Below are 19493 nucleotides of genomic sequence, written 5' to 3' on the forward strand. Positions count from 1 at the left end.
GCCGGCTCAGGCCGGCGACTGCTCGATGTCGGCGATGCGGTACCCGGCGCTCTGCACCGTGTGCAGCAGTTGCTTGTCGTAGGGCTTGTCGATGATCTTGCGCAGGTTGTAGAGGTGGCTGCGCAGGGTGTCGGAGTCCGGCAGGCTGTTGCCCCAGATCTCGCGCTCGATCTCCTGGCGGTTCACCACGCGGGGCGACTCGCGCATCAGGATGGTCAGCAGCTTCATGCCGATCGGCGAGAGCTGCAGCTCGGTGCCACCGCGCGTGGCGCGCATGCTGGCCGGGTCGAGCACGAGGTCGGCGACCTTCAGTACTTCCGAGCCCACCTGGCGGCGCTCGCGACGGATCAGCGCGCGCAGGCGCGCCTCCAGCTCCTGGATCGCGAAGGGCTTGGTCAGGTAGTCGTCGGCGCCCGAGCTCAGGCCGGTCAGCTTTTCGTCCAGGGTGTCGCGCGCGGTCAGCATCAGCACCGGCGTCGACTTGCGCGCATCCTCGCGCAGACGCTTGCAGACCTCGATGCCGTCCAGGCGCGGCAGCATCAGGTCGAGGACGATCACGTCGTAGTTGTTCTCGGTGGCCAACCGGTAGCCGTCGAGGCCATCGGCCGCGTAGTCGACCTCGAAGCCGCGACCTTCCAGGTACTCCCCGACCATCTCGGAAATATTGCGGTTGTCCTCGACGATGAGGACGAGGCCTCCGGGTTCCTGACCTGCGCGCATGAAACGACTCCGTAGCTGGGTGCGTGTGGATTAAGCTTTGTGAATTTCCCACTTTTGCAGTGCAGGAGTTGTGAAGATTTCGTGCCCCGACCGCGTCACAGCGGGCTTGGCGCTACGATCTGCGCCTTCTCCCCAATCCGGAAGCCCGTCATGACCGGCTACGAGCGCTATCTGCCCATCCTGCTGCTGGTGGGCTCGAACATCTTCATGACGTTCGCCTGGTACGGGCACCTGAAATACCGCAGCGTGCCGATCCTGACGGTCATCGTCGTCAGCTGGGGCATAGCGTTTTTCGAATATCTGCTGATGGTGCCGGCGAACCGGATCGGCGCCGCGGTGTATTCGGCGCCCCAGCTCAAGGGCATGCAGGAGGTCATCACCCTGCTGGTGTTCGCGGGCTTCTCCACCTGGTATCTGGGCCAGCCGCTGAAATGGAACCACTGGGCGGGCTTCGCGCTGATCGTGGTCGCGGCCTGGCTGATTTTTCTGGAGTAGTCGGGCGCCGCGACTGCACGCTCCTCACCCCGCCACCTGCATCGCGAGTGGTCATCTCCGCTCCCGGAGGGCGCAGGGCGTCGGGGCATTCCGCCTTCGGCGACACGCGTCTTCAGAAGCGGATGCGGCCGGTCAGGATGTCCTTGAACATCACCCAGTCGCCGATGAAGGAATAGATCGGGTGCCTGAAGGTCGCCGGCCGGTTCTTCTCGAAGAAAAAGTGCCCGACCCACGCGAAGGCGTAGCCGCAGACCAGGGCCGCCAATGCCCACCAGGCATTGCGCTGCCACAGCGCGATGGCCAGCAGTACCAGCACGCCACAACTGCCGATGAAATGCAGGCGCCGCGACACCGGGTGCGCGTGCTCGCCGAGATAGAACGGATAGAACTCGCGGAAGCTGGCGAAGCGGCGCATGCGTCCTCCCGGGGCAGGCGGTGTCCGCGTCATTGATCGCACCGGCGCCTGGAGGCGTCAACCGCTTCAGGCATTGCGCGGCGCGAACATGATCACCGCCATGCCGCACAGGCACAGCGCGGCGCCCAGCAGATCCCAGCGGCCCGGTACGATGCCGTCGACCCGCCAGAGCCACAGCAACGCGACCGCGACGTAGACGCCGCCGTAGGCCGCATACACGCGACCCGACGCGGTGGGATGCAGGGTCAGCAGCCACACGAACGCCGCCAGCGCCCCTGCCGCCGGCAGCAGCAGCCAGGCGCTGCCGTCCTTGCGCAGCCACAGCCACGGCAGATAGCAACCCACGATCTCGAAGACCGCGGTGGCGACGAACAGCAGCAGCGTCTTCATGTCCCGCGCTCGGCCTGCTTCGCGCGATTCCAGTACGCGTCCTGCGCGTCCAGCGACTGTCCGGCGAGCGCACCGCCGTCGGCGTCGGCCATCGTTTCCATGGCGCGGAAGCGGCGCTCGAACTTGTGGTTCGCGCGGCGCAGGGCCGCACCGACGTCGACCTTCGCGTGCCGCGCGAGATTCGCGGCGACGAACAGCAGATCGCCCAGTTCCTCCTCGAGCCGATCCTGCGCCGCAGTGTCGTCCGGATCGGCAGCGACCGCGTCGAACTCCACGCGCACCTCGTCGATCTCCTCGTGCAGCTTGGCGATCACCGGCTCTGGACTCGGCCAATCGAAGCCGACGCGCGCGGCGCGGGACTGCAGTTTCACCGCGCGCTGCCATTCGGGCAGCCCGCGCGCGATGCCGGCCAGCGCCGAGGTGTCGGTGTCCCCGGCCGCAGCGCGCTCCTCGCGCTTGATCGCCTCCCAGTTGCGCAGCACGGTCTGGGCGTCGCCCGCGTCCACGTCGCCGAAGATGTGCGGGTGCCGGCGGATCATCTTGTCGCTGATCGCAGCGACGACGTCGCCGAACGCGAACGCGCCCTGCTCCTGCGCCATCTGCGCATGGAACACCACCTGCAGCAGCAGATCGCCGAGCTCGTCGCACAGACCCGGCAGGTCAACGCGATCGATCGCGTCGGCGACTTCGTAGGCCTCCTCGATTGTGTAGGCGGCGATGGACGCGAAATCCTGCTGGACGTCCCAGGGGCATCCGCGCTGCGGGTCACGCAGGCGCGCCATGATGTCGAGGATGCGGCGGATGTCGCCGGGGGCATCGGTCACGTCGGACTCCTTGGGAACGGTCATGCGTCACCTCGCGCGAGGCAAGGCGGTGTGGACACGCGTTTGCGCGCGACGTCGGGACGGAAGTCTCCATCGGGGCTGCATGCGCGCGCGGCGGTGCGCCGTCCACGCACGCATGGGCTCAGGCCTCGAGCCAGTCGCGCCACGGCAACGACGGATCGCCCAGCGCGATGAAATCGCCATTGAGAATCGTGTCGCGCTGGTTGTAACGGAACGGGCGACCCTGTGGATCGAGCACCGCGCCGCCTGCGCCTTCGAGAATCGCCTGACCGGCCGCCGTATCCCATTCGCTGGTCGGGCCGAAGCGCGGATAGACATCCATGCCGCCTTCGGCGAGCCGGCAGAACTTCAGCGACGAGCCCAGCGGCACGGGCGTGACCTCGCCGATCCGCTCGAGCAGCGCCATCGTGCGCGGGTCCCGGTGCGAGCGGCTCGCCGCCACGCGCAGCGCGACCGGCGCCGCGGGATCGTGGCGCGGCGCGTGCAGCGCGGTGTCCCGGTCGCCCTCGCGCACAAACGCGCCGAAGCCGGGCGCGCCATGCCACAGCGCACCGGTCACCGGCGCCTGGATCACGCCGAACACCGCGACGCCGTCTTCGATCAGCGCGATGTTGACCGTGAACTCGCCATTGCGCTTGACGAACTCGCGCGTGCCGTCGAGCGGATCGACGAGCCACATGCGGGTCCATGCGCGGCGCTCCGCCGCGGGCACCACCACGGCGGATTCCTCCGACACGATGGGAATCTCCGGCGTCAGCGCGCGCAGGCCGTCGACGATGACGCGATGGGCGGCCAGATCGGCCGCGGTCACCGGACTGGCGTCGGCCTTGCGGACGACATCGAAATCCTCGGCGTAGATGGCGAGGATCGCATCGGCCGCGGCGCGCGCGATCGCGATGACACCGTCGCGGACCGCCGCGGTGACGGATCCGGCGGCGTCAGCCACCGTGGTGACGCAGCCAGTCGCGGACGATGAACAGCGCAGCGATCGAACGGCCTTCGGAGAACTCGTCGAGCAGGATCAGCTCGTGCAGCGCATCGAGCTTCCACGACACCACGTCGAGTTCTTCGGGCTCATCGCCGGCCAGCCGCTCGGGATAGAGATCGCGCGCGACGACCAGCGTCGCCTGGTGGCTCATGTACTGCGGCGCCAGCGAGATCGACCGCAGCGCTTCGACGCTGCGCGCGCCATGGCCGATCTCTTCCTTGAGTTCGCGGTTCGCGGCTTCGAGTGCGGTCTCGCCCGCATCGATCCGGCCCTTGACCAGGCCCAGCTCGTAGCGATGGAAGCCGGCGGCGTACTCGCGCACCAGCAGCACCGTGTCGGCGTCCAGCATCGGCACCACGATCACCGCGCCGTGGCCGCGCCCGTGCAGGCGCTCGTACAGGCGCCGCTCACCGTTGGAGAATTCCAGGTCCAGCCGTTCCATGCGGTACAGCGCCGCGTCGTGCTCGGTGACGTCGTGGATGATCGGCAGGGTCTTGCTCATGCCGACACCCGCCCGTCTGCACGGTGGCTGCGTTGCGGAGCGATAATGCGCGGATGACTGGACAGATTCACGATGCGGCCATTCTAGCCGACGGCAACGACTGGCGGACCCGCGACCTCGCCGCGGTCTGGCACCCCTGCACCCAGATGCGCGAGCACCCTGACATCCAGCCGATGCTGCCGATCGTGCGCGGCGACGGTGCGTGGCTGGTCGAGGCCGGGGGTCGGAAGATCCTGGATTCGGGCAGCAGCTGGTGGACCAACCTGCACGGCCACGCCGAACCGCGGATCGCCGAGGCCATCGCCACCCAGGCGCGCACGCTGGAACAGGTGATCCTGGCCGGCTGCACGCATCCCGCCGCCGTCGAACTCGCCGAGCGGCTGCTTGCCGTCGCGCCGCGCGAGCCCGGTCGGCCGCCGCTGACCAAGGTCTTCTATGCCGACAACGGCTCGGCCGGCGTCGAAGTCGCGCTGAAGATGGCGTTCCAGTGGTTCCAGAACCGCGGCGACGAGCCGCGCCGGACCAAGTTCGTCGCGCTGCAGAACGGCTATCACGGCGAGACGCTCGGCGCGCTCGCGGTCGGCGACATTCCGCTGTATCGCCGCGTCTACGCACCGCTGCTGTGCGAAGCGGTGTTCGCGCCCTCGCCCGATGCCTACACCGCGCGCGCCGGCCAGAGCGCGGCCGGCCACGCCGAAGACGCGGCCGATGCGCTGGCGCACCTGCTCGACGCGCACGCCGGCGAAATCTGCGCGCTGATCCTCGAACCGCTGGTGCAGTGCGCCGGCGGCATGCGCATGCACGACCCGGTGTATCTCAAGCGCGTGCGCGAACTCTGCGACGTGCACGGCGTGTTCCTGATCGCCGACGAGATCGCGGTCGGCTTCGGACGCACCGGCACGCTGTTCGCGTTCGAACAAGCAGGCGTACAGCCCGACCTGCTGTGCCTGTCGAAGGGCCTGACCGGCGGCTTCCTGCCGCTGTCGACGGTGCTGGCGACGCAGGCGCTGTACGACGGCTTCCTCGATGCCTCGCGCGAACGCGCCTTCCTGCATTCGCACAGCTACACCGGCAACCCGCTGGCCTGCGCCGCAGCCCTGGCCTCGCTCGACATCTTCCGCACCGACGACGTACTCGCACGCAACCGCGACACGGCCGCGAAGATGGCCGCACTCGCGGCGCAGATCGGCGCGCACCGGCATGTCGCCGACACGCGCCAGACCGGCATGGTCGTCGCGTTCGAGCTCAGCCGTGATGGCGACAAGGCCACGCCGTTCGATCCGGCGCTGCGCGTCGGCCTGCACGCCTATCGCCATGCGGTCGAGCGCGGCGTGCTGCTGCGTCCGCTCGGCGACATCCTGTACTGGATGCCGCCCTACTGCATCGACGACGCGCAGCTGCAGCTGCTGGCCGAGGTCACCGCGTCGGCCATCGAGGCGGGCGCCGCATGCGCGTGATCCGCGCGTTCGTCGAGCGCCCGCTCGCGGCCGGCCAGCGTGTCGAACTGCCGGACGACGCCGTCGCGCATCTGGTGCGCGTGCTGCGTCTGCGCGAAGGCGACGCCTGCGTGCTGTTCAACGGCGACGGCGTCGACCACGACGCACGCCTGGTGCGCGTGGACAAGCGCAGCGCGGTGGCGCAGATCACCGGCAGCCGCGCGATCGATCTGGAATCGCCGCTGTCGATCACCCTGGTGCAGGGCATCGCGCGCGGCGAGAAGATGGACTGGATCCTGCAGAAGGCAACCGAACTGGGCGTCGCAGCGTTCGTGCCGGTCTCGAGCGATCGCAGCGAAGTGAAGCTCGACGCCGAACGCGCGGCCAAGCGACTCGCGCACTGGCGCAGCGTGGTGGTGTCGGCCTGCGAACAAAGCTGGCGCTCGAGAATTCCAGACGTCGCACCGCCTCGCGCCCTCGCGGCCGCACTCGCCGATCTGCCGGCGGGTGCGTCGCGCTGGCTGCTCGATCCCGATGCCGGATCGGGGGTCGCGACGATGACGCCACCGTCAGCCGGGATCGTGCTCGCGATCGGCCCGGAAGGCGGCTGGTCCGCGAACGACCGCGCGGCGCTGGTGGCCGCGGGCTTCGGGGGACTGCGGCTCGGCCCGCGGATCCTGCGCACCGAGACTGCCGGCATGGCCGCGATCGCGGCCTTGCAGGCCCGCTTCGGAGATCTGGCCGGCTAGCGCCGGCGGCGCCTCAGGCGGCCAGCGCCTCGCGCACCGACTGTTCGATCAGGTCGATGTCGGGAATCAGCGCAATGTCGTCGTTGAGGCGCACGCGGGCGCGCACCGCGAACGGCAGCGCGTCGCCGTCGCCGTCGGATTCGTCGAGCAGGTGTTCCTCGGAAATCGTCACCAGCCGCGGAAAGCCTTCGGTCAGCAGCGCGAAGAACGGCAGACGCGCGTCGCCGCCCAGCGTCTTGAGCACGACTACCTTGCTGGCGAGTTCGGCGTGTTCGTTGCCCTGCTTCGAGAGCACAGGGAACGCCACCAGCGGCAGACGCCAGCCGCGCCAGCGCAGACGGCCGAGCAGCCAGTCGGGCGCGTTCGCCACCGCTTCGGGCGGGGAGTACGAGAGCACCTCGGAAATCGTCGCATTGGGCAGCAGCAACTGGGTCGCACCGGCGCGGATCAGGACGCCCCGGATTTCTTGATGGGCACTCACAGCGACAAGCCTCCGGAATCGAAATGCCGCTCGCTGGGCATCCAGCGTGCGATCAACCAGTCGGCGATGTCGGTCGGACTGCCCGAGGGACCGCCGCGCTGCGCCACCGCGCGGGCCGCGCCCGGGTCGTAGCAGCCTTCTTCGCTCTGGCCGCCCACCAGCGCGCCCTGCCAGGCAGGGCCCATGGCCACGTCCACCAGCGCGGCATCGGCGCCGCTGAGAAACAGCAGCGCGCTGTCGTCGGCGGGCACCGCGTCGGCCAGACCGGCCACATCCGCAGTCTCCGCGAACTGCAGCTCGCCCTTGACCGCCGTCGGCAGCAGATCCGGCGGCAGGAAATAGACTTCGCCCGGCGAGACCGTCATGCCGGCCTCCGCCAGCTGCACCGGCATCGCGGTCGCCCGCTCCATCTGCCGCACGAGCCGGTCGTAGCGTCCGCCGTCGAGCTGCAGCCGCACCAGTACCGGGCGCGGGAAGCCTTCCGGCAACGCGCCCAGCAGCTGGCGCACCGCATCGGGGCCGCCCAGCCCGCCTTCGATCAGCACCACACCCTTGATCGCCCCGTGGCCGTAGCTGTCGGTGTCGGTGAGGCTCAATCCCGAGATGCGCGATTCGAGCTCCGACAGATCCCGCTGCAGGGTCTTGGCCGGCGTCGCGGCGACCGGCGCATCGTCCCCGGCCGCCGCTGCGGTACGGAACGACGGCAGTGCATCGTCGTCGAGCAGCGTCAGCGGTTCGGACACCGGGTCGACCGTCGGTTCAGACGCCTGACCGACGCTGGCTTCGTCGCCCGCCTCCGTTGCGGACGGCGCTGCGGCCGGCGGCTCGATCGAGGTCGTGAAATCGTCCGACCACGCCGCCAGATTCTCGTTGAGATCGCGCACTTCGCCCGGCGGCACCGCCGGCGGCGTGTAACTGGTCTCGTCGTACTCGGCGAGTTCGAAATCAAAACTGAATTCAACCGCGGGCGTCTGCACGCTCGGCGGCGCGTCGAATTCGGCCGCGACCGGATCGAATGCGAGATGTACCGCGTCGTCGGACGGGGATACCAGCGCGGATGACGCCGCGCTCTCCGCGGCCTCCGGCGCCGGGTCCACGACGAACGATGGCACATCGCGGTGCGCGTCGAGCTCCAGCGCCAACGCCGTGTCTTCGACCGGCGTATCGGTGGCCGCCGACGGCGGCAGCACATCCCCGCCCCCGCGCAGCTTCGCGGCCAGATGCCGCACCCAGCGGGCGGCGTCCCAGCCGCTGCGTTCGAGCACCAGCGCGGCTTCCTCGAAGATCACGGTCCGGCCGGGCACGGAGAACGCCGGCTCGAAGGCTTCGAGCGCGTCTTCGTCGGCGGGTTCGAGCACCACGACCAGCGCCGACGGCGACAGCGCCTCGACGGCGTCCGCCGCGTGCTGCGAGGGATCGAGCGTCGCGACCAGTTCGGCGCCGGCTTCAGCCAGGCCCTCGATCACGCGATCGCAGGCCGCACCCGCGCGTGCCAGCACCACGGTCCGGACCGCGTCAGTCATCGTCGCGCTCCAGCTTCAACAGTTCGTAGACATGGCGCAGCAATTCCGGCTCCTGGTAGGGCTTGCCGAGATAGCGGTCGACGCCGATCTCGAACGCGCGCTGGCGATGTTTCTCGCCGGTACGCGAGGTGATCATCATGATGTGCACGTCGCGCATCCGCGCATCGGCCTTCATGTGCGTCGCCAGTTCGTAGCCGTCCATGCGCGGCATCTCGATGTCGAGCAGCATCAGGTCCGGCACGCGCTCGTCCATGCGCTCCAGCGCATCGAGGCCATCCTTCGCGGTCACCACCTCGAAGTTGTGTCGCTCCAGTACGCGCCCGGTGACCTTGCGCATCGTCACCGAATCGTCGACGACCATCACCAGCGGCACCGCGCGACGTTCGACCACCGGCTCCGCGGCCTGCACGGGCGCGTCGGGCTGGGCGGCCTGTGCACCGTGGCGACGCACCAGCGGCGCGATGTCGAGGATGACGACCACGCGGCCGTCGCCCATGATCGTCGCGCCGAAGATGCCCGGGATCGAGGTGATCTGCGGCCCCACCGGCTTCACCACGATTTCCTTGTTGCCGACGATTTCGTCGACCGCCACCGCCGCGCGCAGTTCACCGGCGCGGATCAGCAGCAAGGGCATCTGCAGCTGCCCTTCGGCGCGCGCCGAAGGCTGGCCGACGAGGCGACCCAGGTCGTAGAGCGGGTAGTCCTCGCCGCCGTAACGGTAGATCGCCCCCGGCTGCGCATCCGCGCGGGCGATACGGCCCACGCCGCGCACCGAGGCGATCGGCACCGCGAAGCTGGTCTCGCCGATACGCACGAACGCGGCCTGGGTGACGGCCAGCGTCTGCGGCAGACGGAGGGTGAACGTGGTGCCCGCACCGTCGCGCGAGCGGATGTCGAACGTGCCGCCGAGCTGGCGCACTTCGCTGGCGACGACGTCCATGCCGACGCCGCGGCCGGCCAGCCGGCTGACTTCGGTGGCGGTCGAGAAGCCGGGCTGCAGGATCAGCGCATCGAGATCGAACTCGGTGACGTCGGCATTCGCCTGCAGAAGACCGCGTTCCTCCGCGCGGCGGCGGATCGCGGCGCGGTCGAGACCGGCACCGTCGTCGCCGACTTCGAGCACCACTTCCGAACCCTCACGACGCACCGCGATATGGACGCTGCCCTCGTCGGGCTTGCCGGCGCTGCGACGCGCGTCGGGCGCTTCGAGGCCGTGTGCGACCGCGTTGCGCAGCATGTGCTCCAGCGGCGACACCATGCGTTCGAGCACGTTGCGGTCTAGCTCGCCCTGCGTGCCTTCGAGGCGCAGCTGGACCTGCTTGCCGGTGTCCTGGGCCGCCTGGCGGACCACGCGACGCAGCCGCGGCACGAGGCCGTCGAACGGCACCATGCGCGTGCGCATCAGGCCTTCCTGCAGATCCGAGCTCACACGGGACTGCTGGGTCAGCAGCGTCTCGTACTGGCGCGTCTGGTCGTCGAGCATCTGCTGCAGGCTGCCGAAGTCCGACGCGGTCTCGCTGAGCGCGCGCGAGAGCTGCTGCAGCGTGGAGAACCGGTCGAGCTCCAGCGGATCGAAGGTCGTGTCGGTGGTCTCGCCTTCGCGCTGGTACCGGGCGACGATCTGCGCCTCGGTCTCGATGTCGAGCCGGCGCAGCTGATCGCGCAGACGCGTATTGGTCTGCGCGAGTTCGTTCATCGCACCACGGAACGCGCCGAGCTGCTGTTCCAGACGCGCACGATAGATCGCGACTTCGCCGGCGTAGGTGACCAGCTTGTCGAGCAGGTCGGCGCGGATGCGCACCTGCTCCTGCGAGCCACGCAACGCGGTCTCGTCTTCTTCGCCGCCGTCGCCGTCGAGCGGCAGCGGTGCGGACAGCGGCGCCAGTTCGATCTTCGGCGCTTCGCTGGCCGGCGTCGGCACTGCAGCCGGGGCGTCGCCGCCGGGCTTGCCGTTGAACGCATCGACCAGCGCCTGCGACGGCCCGATCGCCCGGCGCTCGCCCGCGCGGCTGACCATCGTATGCAGGCGGTCGAACCCACGCTCGAGCAGCATCACGTCGCCACGGCGCAGGGTGCGTCGACGCTCGGCGACGGACTCGAGCAGCGTCTCCATCGCATGCCCGAGCTCGCCGATCTCCATCAGGCCGGCCATGCGCGCGCCGCCCTTGAGCGTATGCAGGTCGCGCTGGAGACCGGCCACCGCATCGCGGTTGTCGGGCGCCGTGCGCAGCTGCGCGAGCAGCGCATCGGAATGGTCGAGCAGGTCGATGCCTTCCTCGACGAAGATGTCGATCAGTTCGGGATCCAGGCCGTCGAGTGCCAGCGGCGCGTCGGGATCCTCTCCGCTGGGCGGCAGGGCATCGACATCCACGGAGATGCCGGCGTCCGGCAACGGCTCGCCGTCTGCGGGCGCCTGCATCGCGCCGTCCACGGGCTCGACCGGTTCCGCTGCGGCGGATTCGAGGTCGGTCTCTGCAGCCGCGTCGGCGCCGTCCTCTCCGATGTCGATCGTCTCGACCTCGGTGTGCGACGCGCCGTCGTCATCCACATCGGCCTTCAGGCTGACCGGCGCTGCTTCGTCATCACGCACCGTCGTCGCACCGATGTCATCCGGGGCGCCGCCGGCATCAGCCGCCTCGTCGCCGTGTGCGACGTCGACCGTGTCGGACACGGGCGGCTGCAACGCTGCCGACTCGGCGTCGCGCAGGCGACGCGCCGTTTCGAGCTGTTCGAAACGCGCGCGCTCGGAGACGAGCACACTGGCGTCGATCTGCGCCTGTCGACGCAGTCGTTCGAAGGTGTCGCGTGCGACACGCGCGGCGGTTTCGTGACGTGCCCCGTCGGCAGCATCCGTGTCTGCGTCCTGCGCCGCCGGACGGTCGCCGTCGGCGTGCGGTTCGTCCGTGCGCGCGAGGTCGGACGTCGTTTCGGCTGCTTCGGCCTCCACCTGCGCAAGACGTTCCGCTTCGAGCCGCTCGGCTTCGAGACGCGCCGCTTCGGCTGCTTCGGCCTCGATCTGCGCGAGACGTTCCGCTTCGAGCCGCTCGGCTTCAAGGCGCGCCGCTTCTGCTGCCTCGGCCTCCACCTGCGCGAGACGTTCCGCTTCGAGCCGTTCGGCTTCGAGACGCGCCGCCTCGGCTGCTTCGGCCTCGATCTGCGCGAGACGTTCCGCTTCGAGCCGCTCGGCTTCGAGACGCGCCGCTGCTGCTTCGGCCTCGATCTGCGCGAGACGTTCCGCTTCGAGCCGCTCGGCGTCGAGACGCGCCGCCTCGGCTGCTTCGGCCTCGATCTGCGCGAGACGTTCCGCTTCGAGTCGCTCGGCTTCGAGCGTTTCCGGTGCCTCCTGATCAGTCTGATCGTCATCGGCACGCGTCGGATCCGACAGATCGCCCGACGCATCGAAGTCGTCGGGCAGATCGAATTCGAAGCGTTCGACCGGCGCCTCGGGCAGCCGGTCGCGCAGTGCGCTCACCTGTGCGGCCAGTGCGGTGCGCACTGCGATGCGGGGTTCGGGCGCGTGCAGCTGCCGCAATGCTTCGCGGGCTGCGACACAGACGGCGTCGAGCACCGGCGTGACGTCGGCCTCGGGCGCCGTGCCTGCCGCGACCAGGCGCCGCGCATACTCCTCTGCGGGGCCGAGCAGCAGGCCGATCGCGGGCACTTCCGCCATCGCGAACGCGCCGTGCATGGTGTGCAGCGCGCGCAGCAGGCGTTCGCCATCGGCAGGCATGCCGGCATCGATCGCGCCGAGCCAGTCGCCGACGGTCTGCAGGTGGCCCTGGACTTCGGTGTCGAGAATTTCCAGCAGCAGCGCGTCCACCGACGCGGGCACCGTGTCGACCTCGTCCGTGGCTGCGACCGGCGTCGTCTCGGCGTCGTCGACGGCCGCGTCCTCGTGCGCGGCTGCAACCGTCGCGGCCCCGGATCCGTCGATGGCCGGCGATGCCGCGACGGTCCCGACTTCAGCGCTGTCTGCTGCGACGACGCGTGCGGCGGGTCGCGCCGGCATGGCGTCGTCGCCGGCGGCGATACGGGCCGCGTTGGCCTGCATCGTGTCGAGGTCGGCGCGTAAGGTGCCGTCCCCGCGCAGCACGGCCAGAAGCTCGGGCAGCGTGTAGAAGGCCTGGTCGACCATTTCGACCACGGCCGGCGTGGCGGGGCGCCCCTCGATCACCCGGTTGAGCATGGTCTCGATCGACCAGCTGAATTCGCCGAGTGCCTTCGCACCGACCAATCGTCCACTGCCCTTGAGGGTGTGGAAGACGCGCCGGATGGGCCGCACCCGCTCGATGTTGTCCGGCTGCGCACGCCAGGGTGGCAGCAGGGCATCGAGATTCTCGATCTCCCCGGCGAACTCCTCGAGGAACACTTCGCGGATTTCGTCGTCGATCTCGTCGCCGACATCCTCGAAGCCACCGGCGACGTTGCGCGCGGGCGACATCGACGGCGTCGACGGGTGCGGCGTCTCCACCGGCCCGGCTGTCGATACCGGTGCCGATGCCGGCGCCACGGTGGCCGGCGGCTCCCAGACGTCGATACCGCGCGCGAGCTGGTCCAGATCGACGCCCGGGGCACCGTCGCCGTCCTCGAACGGATCCGGTGCGCCGGCGGTCTCCGACGCCGCGTCCGCCGCGGGAAGCGGCCAGTAGCCCAGCGCCTCCAGGCTGCTGCGCGCGATGTCGAGGATGTCCGCGCGATTGGGGCGCTGCTCGCGCAGCGCCTCGAGGTAGTACTCCAGGCTCGCCAGCGCGTCGGCGAAGGTATCGAGCTGGCGGCCATTGGGCACGCGCTGGCGCGCGATCAGCTCGCGCTCGGCGTACAGGCGCACGCCGTCCAGATAACCGGTCGCCTGCGGCAGTTCGAGCATCGACAGCGCGCCACCGACCTCGGCCAGCAGGCGCGGCACTTCCTGCAGCTCGGCGTGGTCCCAGCTGGTCTCGACGAACGCGACCAGCGCCTGGCGCGCATCGGAGAAATTGGCGATCGCCTCGCGGACGAGGATCGTCATGGACTGCTGCGCTTCGACGGCCAGCGAATCGTCGGTGCCGTCGGTCACCTCGGCGCCGAGACGCGAGACCTGGTCGTCCAGCGTCGCATCGACGTAGAGCAGCGCGCCGGCGACATCGAGCAGCGTGTCCTCGCTGGCCGGCATGTCGCCGCCGACGATGTCGCGCATCGTGTCGCGCTGCTGCTGCACCACGGTACGGGCCGCGCCCAGGCCGAGCATGCCGAGCGTGTCGGCCACCCCGGCCAGCACTTCGACCTGCGGTTGCAGGCCGGCGATGTCCGTCGAGCCGGTGCGAAGGTGCAGGTCCAGTGCGTCCTTGACCCTCAGCAGGTCTTCCTTGACGGCCGCTGACACCGTGTCCAGCAACGCGCGGTTGCGGCCACCGAGGCTGCCGCGGGCGTGTTCGAGTTCGGCCGCGCTGGGCAGCTGCGCCTCCAGCGCGAACGCCTCGCGCAACGCCTCGAGCGCCGGATGCGCGGCATCGCTGTGGGCCACGTGGTAGAGCAGCTGGCGCGTGGGTTCCTGCGCGGCATCGGCCAGCGCGGCATCGAGACGCGGTGCCTGCGCGTACTGGCGCGCTTCGCGCTCCACGCTGGCGAACACCTGCCGCAATGCGGGATGCACGGCGGGCGCGAACGCGCCGTCGGACAGGGCCTCCGCCACGCGCGAGGCGACCCAGAGCATGCGGCGCTGCGTGTCGGCAGCGGCCTGTGCCGCCAACGCCGACAGGCCGGTGACCAGTGCACCGATATCGCCCGGGCTGCCCGCCGCGGGCCAGGCCTGCAGCGCGACACGCACCTGGCGCAGCGCGGCTTCGGGATCGAGGCCGGCATCGTCGACCGGCGCGTCTTCGGGCACCGCGCGCGCCAGATCCGGCGCGAACAGGATGCTCTCGCTCAGCCCGGTCTCGCCACGCGCGGCGCGCAGTTCGTTGAGCAGCGGCAGCAGCACGATCGGGATGTCGCGATGGCCGCCCTGCAGGCGCTCGAGGTAATCGGGCAGCAACAGCATGCCGCGCAACAGGGCCGCGGACGCGATGTCGCGGTCGGCCGTCGCACCGTCGCGCAGCGCATCGGCCAGCCGCTCCATTTCCTCCACGACCATGGCCGGGGCATACAGCTCGACCATGCGCAGCGTGCCCTGCGCCTGGTGCAGATACCCGGCGCACAGACGCATGCGGCCCGGATCGTCGGGCGCGTCGACGAAGCCTTCCAGCTCGATCCGCGCCTGCCGCAGCACTTCGTCCAGCTCCGGCTTGATCCAGCCGAGCATGGTGTGGTCGAGGGCGACGCGCAGGCCGCTCATGCGGCGGCTCCGCGAAGGACGCCGCGCGCATGCGCGCAAATGAAACAGACGGTCATGAAATCCGTTCCGTGGCTCAGGCCGGCAGCTTGAAGTCGGCGACCGAGCGACGCAGGTCGGCGGCGAGTTGCGCCAGGTTGCCGATCGACGCCGCGGTCTGGTTCGCGCCCTGCGAGGTCTGCTTGGTGATCGACTGGATCGTGTGCATCGCCGTGGTGATGTTGGTCGCGGCCGAGGACTGCTGGTGCGCGGCCGAGGAGATGCCCTGGATGAGGTCGGCGAGGCTGGTCGAGACGCTTTCGATCTCGCCCAGCGCGGTGCCGGCGTCTTCCGCCAGACGCGCACCGGCGACCACTTCGGACGTCGTCTGCTCCATCGACGTCACGGCCTCGTTGGTGTCGGACTGGATCGTCTGGACCAGCGTTTCGATGCGGCGCGTCGCATTCGTCGCGCGTTCCGCGAGACGCTGCACTTCGTCGGCCACGACCGCGAAGCCGCGGCCCGCCTCACCGGCGGAGGCGGCCTGGATGGCCGCGTTGAGCGCCAGGATGTTGGTCTGCTCGGAGATGTCGTTGATCAGTTCGACGATCGAGCCGATCTCCTGCGAGCTTTCGCCCAGGCGCTTGATGCGCTTCGAAGTCTCCTGGATCTGGTCGCGGATCGAGTCCATGCCGGCGATCGTCTCGCGCACCACGCCCGCGCCCTTGGTCGCGATCTGCACCGAGCGCTGCGCCACGTCGGCGGACTCGGCCGAGTTCTTCGAAACCTGGTCGATGCTGACCGCGATCTCGTTGATCCGGTCCGATGCCGAATTGATTTCCTGTTCCTGATGCTCGGCGGCCTCGGCCAGATGCATCGCGGTGGCCTGGGTTTCCTGCGCGCTGGAGGCGACCTGCACCGAGGTGTCGTTGATCGTCTGCACCAGGCTGCGCAGCTGCTCGATCGCGAAGTTGATCGAGTCGGCGATCGCGCCGGTCATGTCCTCGGTGACCGTGGCCTTGACCGTGAGGTCGCCTTCCGCGAGCGATCCCATTTCGTCCAGCAGGCGCATGATGGCCTCCTGGTTGCGGTTGTTGAGTTCCATCGTGGTCTCGTAGCGCTCGCGCTGCGCGCGGTTGAGCGACACGAGCAGACCGGCGATGGCGACCAGCGCGATCAGGCCGGACACGATGCTGATCCAGATGTTGCCGAGGATGCTGCGGTCGGTCAGCGAGCCGAAAGCGGTGAATGCGTTGAACAGCGATTCGCTGTCGGTCAGCAGCTGGTCGGAACCGGCCACCAGCGCGCCGGCGGCGGCCTGCGCCTGGAACAGCTGCTCGCTGCTGCCGAGAATCGCCTCGAGCTCGGCGCGCATGCGCGCCCAGGTCTCGTCGGCGCGCGTCAGTGCGGCGAGCGCGTTGCCGTTGGTCAGCGCCTGCAGTTCGCGCGACGGATCGCCCTCGCGCAGGCCGGTCATGACCTGCTGGAAATCTTCCGCATTGCGACGCAGGCCCTGGCCCGCGATCGCCGCGCCGGCGCCACCGGCCTGCACTTCGGTCACGCGGCGCGCCATGTCGCCGGCGATCACCACCTGGCGCAATGCCATGTACACCTGCGAGGACGGCGAGCCGCTGCTCGACATCGCGCGCACCAGTTCGTCGAGCAGGGCCTGCAGCTGCGGCACGCCTTGGCTGAAACGCTGTGCCTGGCCGGCGAATGCGGTCACCGCGGCCTCGCTGTCGGCGAGCCGTTGCGCACTGGCGGCGAGCGGCGTCCAGGTCTCGGTGACCTTGGCGACGGGCCCGGCCACGCCGGTGGTGTCGCCGAAGTTCGCGTTGAGCTGCTGGATGTCGCCGTCGATCTGCGCGCGCGTGGCCTTGAACGTGGCGAACGCGGCCGCGTTGCCGCGGACCGCATCGCTGCCCTGGTTGGCCAGACGCTGGCTGTCCACGCGCAGGTTCGAGGCCGCGGTACTCGCACCGCCCAGACGCGAGGCTTTCCAGGTTCCGTAACCGGTGTTGAGGACCAGGATCGCGCCGGCGACGATGAGCAACACGACCCAGAAGTTCGTGCCGAAGGTGCGGCGTTTGACGACAAGGGTATCGGCGGCTGTGCTCATGCGTGCTGTCCGTTCCTGATGCGGTGTGCGACGACGGCCATCAGGCCGCGGCGTGTCTGAATTCCGGGGTGCGACCGAGTCGTTCGAGGCTGAAGACGCCCCAGGTCGCGTTGGCGTGCGCGTAAGCGCGTTCGACGAAGTGGCCGTAGCGGCCTTCGGCGATGCGATCGGCCGACACCTCGTCTTCCTCGAGGAAACTGCGCTGGCCGAACAGTTCGTCGATCGTCAGCGCGACGTCGCCGCCGGGCTGGCGCACGATCAGCACGCGCTGGCTTTCCTGCAGCACCGTGCGCTCGCCTTCGAGAAACTGCTTGAGATCGACGATCGGCAGCAGGCTGCCGCGGATGTTGGCGACGCCGAGCACCCACGGCTGCGCGCCGGGCACCGGCGTCACCGGCGGCATCGGCAGGATCTCGATGACCTCGTCGAACGACGAGGCCAGCATCCGCCGGCCGATGCGGTAGCCGACGCCGCGCCACAGGCCGGGCGCATCGAGCTGGTCGGGCAGGCCGACGCTGTGCGCCAGACTGCGCCGCTCGTACTCGGCAAGGACGGCGAACGCGCCCGTCGCGGGCGCGTCGGACTGCACGGCGGACATCAGCCCGCCAGAACCGCGTTGACCTGACTGATCAGCGCGTCCTCGGTGGGCGGCTTGACGATGTAGCCCTTCGCGCCCTGGCGCATGCCCCACATGCGGTCGGTCTCCATGCCCTTGGTACTGATGATGATCACGGGGATGCCGCCGGTTTCGGCGTCCTTGGCCAGCGCACGCGTGGCCTGGAAGCCACTCATGCCCGGCAGGACGACGTCCATCAGTACGAGGTCGGGGCGCTCGCGCTTGCACGCGGCGATGCCGTCCTCGGCGTTGCCCGACGCGGTGACCTGGTGCCCATGGCGTTCCAGCCACTGGGTCAGTACCGCGGTATCGGTCGGCGAATCCTCGATCAACAGGATGCGTGCCATGCCCTGCTCTCCCCTGATCAGGCGTTGACGTGCGTACGGATCGCGTCGAGGAGTTCCTCGCGCGTGAACGGCTTGGTGACGTACTGCTCGGAGCCGACGATGCGGCCGCGGGCCTTGTCGAACAGCCCGTCCTTCGACGACAGCATGATCACCGGCGTGTTGCGGAACACCTGGTTGTTCTTGATCAGCGCGCAGGTCTGATACCCGTCCAGCCGCGGCATCATGATGTCGACGAAGATGATCTGCGGCTTCTGGTCGGCGATCTTCGCGAGCGCTTCGAATCCGTCGACAGCGGTGACGACCTCCGCGCCTTCGCGACGCAACAGCGTCTCGGCGGTGCGGCGGATGGTCTTCGAGTCGTCAATCACCATCACCCGCAGCCCGTCGAGGCTGCCGGAGGACGGCTTGTCGTCACTGGTCATGCAATCTCCCCTGGTGCGCGGCGCGGGACTTCGCACGCCGGTGCAGGACGGAGTTATACCGCGGCGCGGCGTCGAGCTGTCAAGAATTTCACACGCTTTGTGCGCAGTGCCTCGAAATGCGGCGGCGCGGCACGGGAACCGCCCCTGATAAGATCGGGCGCCCCAGCTCCCGCAGGTCCTGCACATGTCCCTGGATGTCGTCGTGGTGATGGACCCGATCGGGTCGATCAAGATCGCCAAGGACTCGACGTTCGCGATGCTGCTCGAAGCGCAGCGCCGTGGCCATCGGCTGCACTACGTGATCCCGGGCGGACTGTCGATGACCGGCGGCGACGCGGTCGCGCGGACGGCGCCCCTGACGGTGCGCGAGGACGCCGGCGACTGGTACACGCTCGGCACGCCCACGATGCGCCGCTTCGGCGCCGGCGACGTGGTGCTGATGCGCAAGGATCCGCCGGTGGACCCGGAATTCATCGGCGACACGCAGATCCTCGGCGTGGCACAGCGCCAGGGCGCGCAGATCGTCAACGATCCGCAGGGTCTGCGCGACATGAACGAAAAACTCGGCGCGCTGGCGTTTCCGCAGTGCTGTCCGCCGACGCTGGTCAGTCGCGACGCGGCGTTGCTCAAGGCCTTCGTCGCCGAACACCGTGACGCGGTGCTCAAGCCGCTCGACGGCATGGGCGGCCGTTCGATCTTCCGCGCCGTCGCCGGCGACGCCAACCTCAACGTGATCCTCGAAACGCTCACCGACGGTGGTCGTCGCCTCGCGATGGCGCAGCGGTACCTGCCGGAGATCACGGCGGGCGACAAGCGCATCCTGCTGATCGACGGCGTGCCGGTGGACTACTGCCTGGCGCGGATTCCGCAGGGCGACGAGTTCCGCGGCAATCTCGCGGTCGGCGGCCGTGGCGAAGCGCGACCCTTGAGCGAGCGCGACCGCTGGATCGCGGCGCAGGTCGGCCCGACACTCGCCGCGCGTGGCATGCGCTTCGTGGGTCTCGACGTCATCGGCGACTGGCTGACCGAAGTCAACGTCACCAGTCCGACCTGCATCCGCGAAATCGATGCGGCCTACGGCACCAACATTGCCGGTCTGCTGTTCGATGCCATCGAACGCGGCCCGGTCGCGTCGCGCACGCCCTGACGCGCGCCG

17 protein-coding genes are annotated in these 19493 nt (G+C 69.5%); 4 read left to right on the plus strand and 13 right to left on the minus strand.

Going from position 1 to position 19493, the window contains the following annotated elements:
• Window positions 1-6: 6 nt before the first annotated feature.
• Window positions 7-720, minus strand: a complete 714-nt coding sequence (locus CURTO8I2_RS07690; RefSeq protein WP_159680050.1) for a response regulator transcription factor — start codon at window positions 718-720, stop codon at window positions 7-9.
• A 150-nt stretch (window positions 721-870) separates the two neighbouring features.
• Here CURTO8I2_RS07690 and CURTO8I2_RS07695 point away from each other — a divergent pair, with 150 nt between their 5' ends.
• Window positions 871-1215 (plus strand): DMT family protein, encoded by a 345-nt coding sequence (locus CURTO8I2_RS07695; RefSeq protein WP_159680052.1) that lies wholly within the window; start codon window positions 871-873, stop codon window positions 1213-1215.
• Between the two features lie 112 nt (window positions 1216-1327).
• Here the strand turns inward: CURTO8I2_RS07695 and CURTO8I2_RS07700 are convergent, their stop codons facing one another.
• The 5 genes from CURTO8I2_RS07700 to nudE form a co-directional block, all read right to left on the minus strand.
• Window positions 1328-1630 carry a DUF962 domain-containing protein gene (locus CURTO8I2_RS07700; protein WP_159680053.1) on the minus strand — a complete coding sequence of 101 codons (303 nt, stop codon included), beginning with the start codon at window positions 1628-1630 and terminating at the stop codon, window positions 1328-1330.
• A 66-nt stretch (window positions 1631-1696) separates the two neighbouring features.
• Window positions 1697-2020 (minus strand): YnfA family protein, encoded by a 324-nt coding sequence (locus CURTO8I2_RS07705; protein ID WP_159680055.1) that lies wholly within the window; start codon window positions 2018-2020, stop codon window positions 1697-1699.
• Window positions 2017-2868 carry a nucleoside triphosphate pyrophosphohydrolase gene (gene mazG, locus CURTO8I2_RS07710; protein WP_159680057.1) on the minus strand — a complete coding sequence of 284 codons (852 nt, stop codon included), beginning with the start codon at window positions 2866-2868 and terminating at the stop codon, window positions 2017-2019. Before mazG ends, CURTO8I2_RS07705 begins: the two co-directional genes overlap by 4 nt.
• Before the next feature lie 118 nt (window positions 2869-2986).
• Window positions 2987-3811 (minus strand): 3'(2'),5'-bisphosphate nucleotidase CysQ, encoded by an 825-nt coding sequence (cysQ, locus tag CURTO8I2_RS07715; RefSeq protein WP_159680058.1) that lies wholly within the window; start codon window positions 3809-3811, stop codon window positions 2987-2989.
• Window positions 3804-4355: an ADP compounds hydrolase NudE gene (nudE, locus tag CURTO8I2_RS07720; protein WP_159680060.1), complete on the minus strand. Its 552-nt coding sequence runs from the start codon at window positions 4353-4355 to the stop codon at window positions 3804-3806. Before nudE ends, cysQ begins: the two co-directional genes overlap by 8 nt.
• Window positions 4356-4408: 53 nt before the next feature.
• Between nudE and bioA the strand changes: the two genes are divergently transcribed.
• The gene (gene bioA / locus CURTO8I2_RS07725) at window positions 4409-5812 is read left to right on the plus strand and encodes an adenosylmethionine--8-amino-7-oxononanoate transaminase (protein WP_159680062.1); all 1404 of its coding nucleotides are present in this window, start codon (window positions 4409-4411) and stop codon (window positions 5810-5812) included.
• Window positions 5803-6540, plus strand: a complete 738-nt coding sequence (locus CURTO8I2_RS07730) for a 16S rRNA (uracil(1498)-N(3))-methyltransferase (RefSeq protein ID WP_159680063.1) — start codon at window positions 5803-5805, stop codon at window positions 6538-6540. The genes bioA and CURTO8I2_RS07730 overlap by 10 nt, the downstream gene beginning before the upstream one ends.
• Window positions 6541-6553: 13 nt before the next feature.
• On the opposite strand, the gene CURTO8I2_RS07735 is transcribed toward CURTO8I2_RS07730, so the two are convergent.
• The 7 genes from CURTO8I2_RS07735 to pilG all read right to left on the minus strand — a co-directional run bounded on the left by CURTO8I2_RS07735 (window position 6554) and on the right by pilG (window position 18337).
• On the minus strand, window positions 6554-7021 hold the full coding sequence (locus CURTO8I2_RS07735) for a chemotaxis protein CheW (protein ID WP_159680065.1): 468 nt from the start codon (window positions 7019-7021) through the stop codon (window positions 6554-6556).
• Window positions 7018-8544 carry a chemotaxis protein CheB gene (locus tag CURTO8I2_RS07740; protein ID WP_159680067.1) on the minus strand — a complete coding sequence of 509 codons (1527 nt, stop codon included), beginning with the start codon at window positions 8542-8544 and terminating at the stop codon, window positions 7018-7020. The genes CURTO8I2_RS07735 and CURTO8I2_RS07740 overlap by 4 nt, the downstream gene beginning before the upstream one ends.
• A complete protein-coding gene (locus CURTO8I2_RS07745) occupies window positions 8537-14857 on the minus strand; it encodes an Hpt domain-containing protein (protein ID WP_159680069.1) in 6321 nt (2106 codons plus the stop codon). Before CURTO8I2_RS07745 ends, CURTO8I2_RS07740 begins: the two co-directional genes overlap by 8 nt.
• Window positions 14858-14930: 73 nt before the next feature.
• On the minus strand, window positions 14931-16952 hold the full coding sequence (locus CURTO8I2_RS07750; protein ID WP_159680071.1) for a methyl-accepting chemotaxis protein: 2022 nt from the start codon (window positions 16950-16952) through the stop codon (window positions 14931-14933).
• 40 nt (window positions 16953-16992) lie between these two features.
• Window positions 16993-17550: a chemotaxis protein CheW gene (locus CURTO8I2_RS07755; RefSeq protein ID WP_159680073.1), complete on the minus strand. Its 558-nt coding sequence runs from the start codon at window positions 17548-17550 to the stop codon at window positions 16993-16995.
• Complete coding sequence (locus tag CURTO8I2_RS07760; RefSeq protein ID WP_159680074.1) at window positions 17550-17915, minus strand: response regulator; 366 nt, start codon at window positions 17913-17915, stop codon at window positions 17550-17552. Before CURTO8I2_RS07760 ends, CURTO8I2_RS07755 begins: the two co-directional genes overlap by 1 nt.
• 17 nt (window positions 17916-17932) lie before the next feature.
• The gene (gene pilG / locus CURTO8I2_RS07765; protein ID WP_159680076.1) at window positions 17933-18337 is read right to left on the minus strand and encodes a twitching motility response regulator PilG; all 405 of its coding nucleotides are present in this window, start codon (window positions 18335-18337) and stop codon (window positions 17933-17935) included.
• 184 nt (window positions 18338-18521) lie between these two features.
• Here pilG and gshB point away from each other — a divergent pair, with 184 nt between their 5' ends.
• Window positions 18522-19484 (plus strand): glutathione synthase, encoded by a 963-nt coding sequence (gene gshB / locus CURTO8I2_RS07770; RefSeq protein ID WP_159680078.1) that lies wholly within the window; start codon window positions 18522-18524, stop codon window positions 19482-19484.
• Window positions 19485-19493 lie beyond the last annotated feature (9 nt).

The sequence above is a fragment of the Luteimonas sp. 9C genome, assembly GCF_902506295.1.
Classification (GTDB): Bacteria; Pseudomonadota; Gammaproteobacteria; order Xanthomonadales; family Xanthomonadaceae; genus Luteimonas.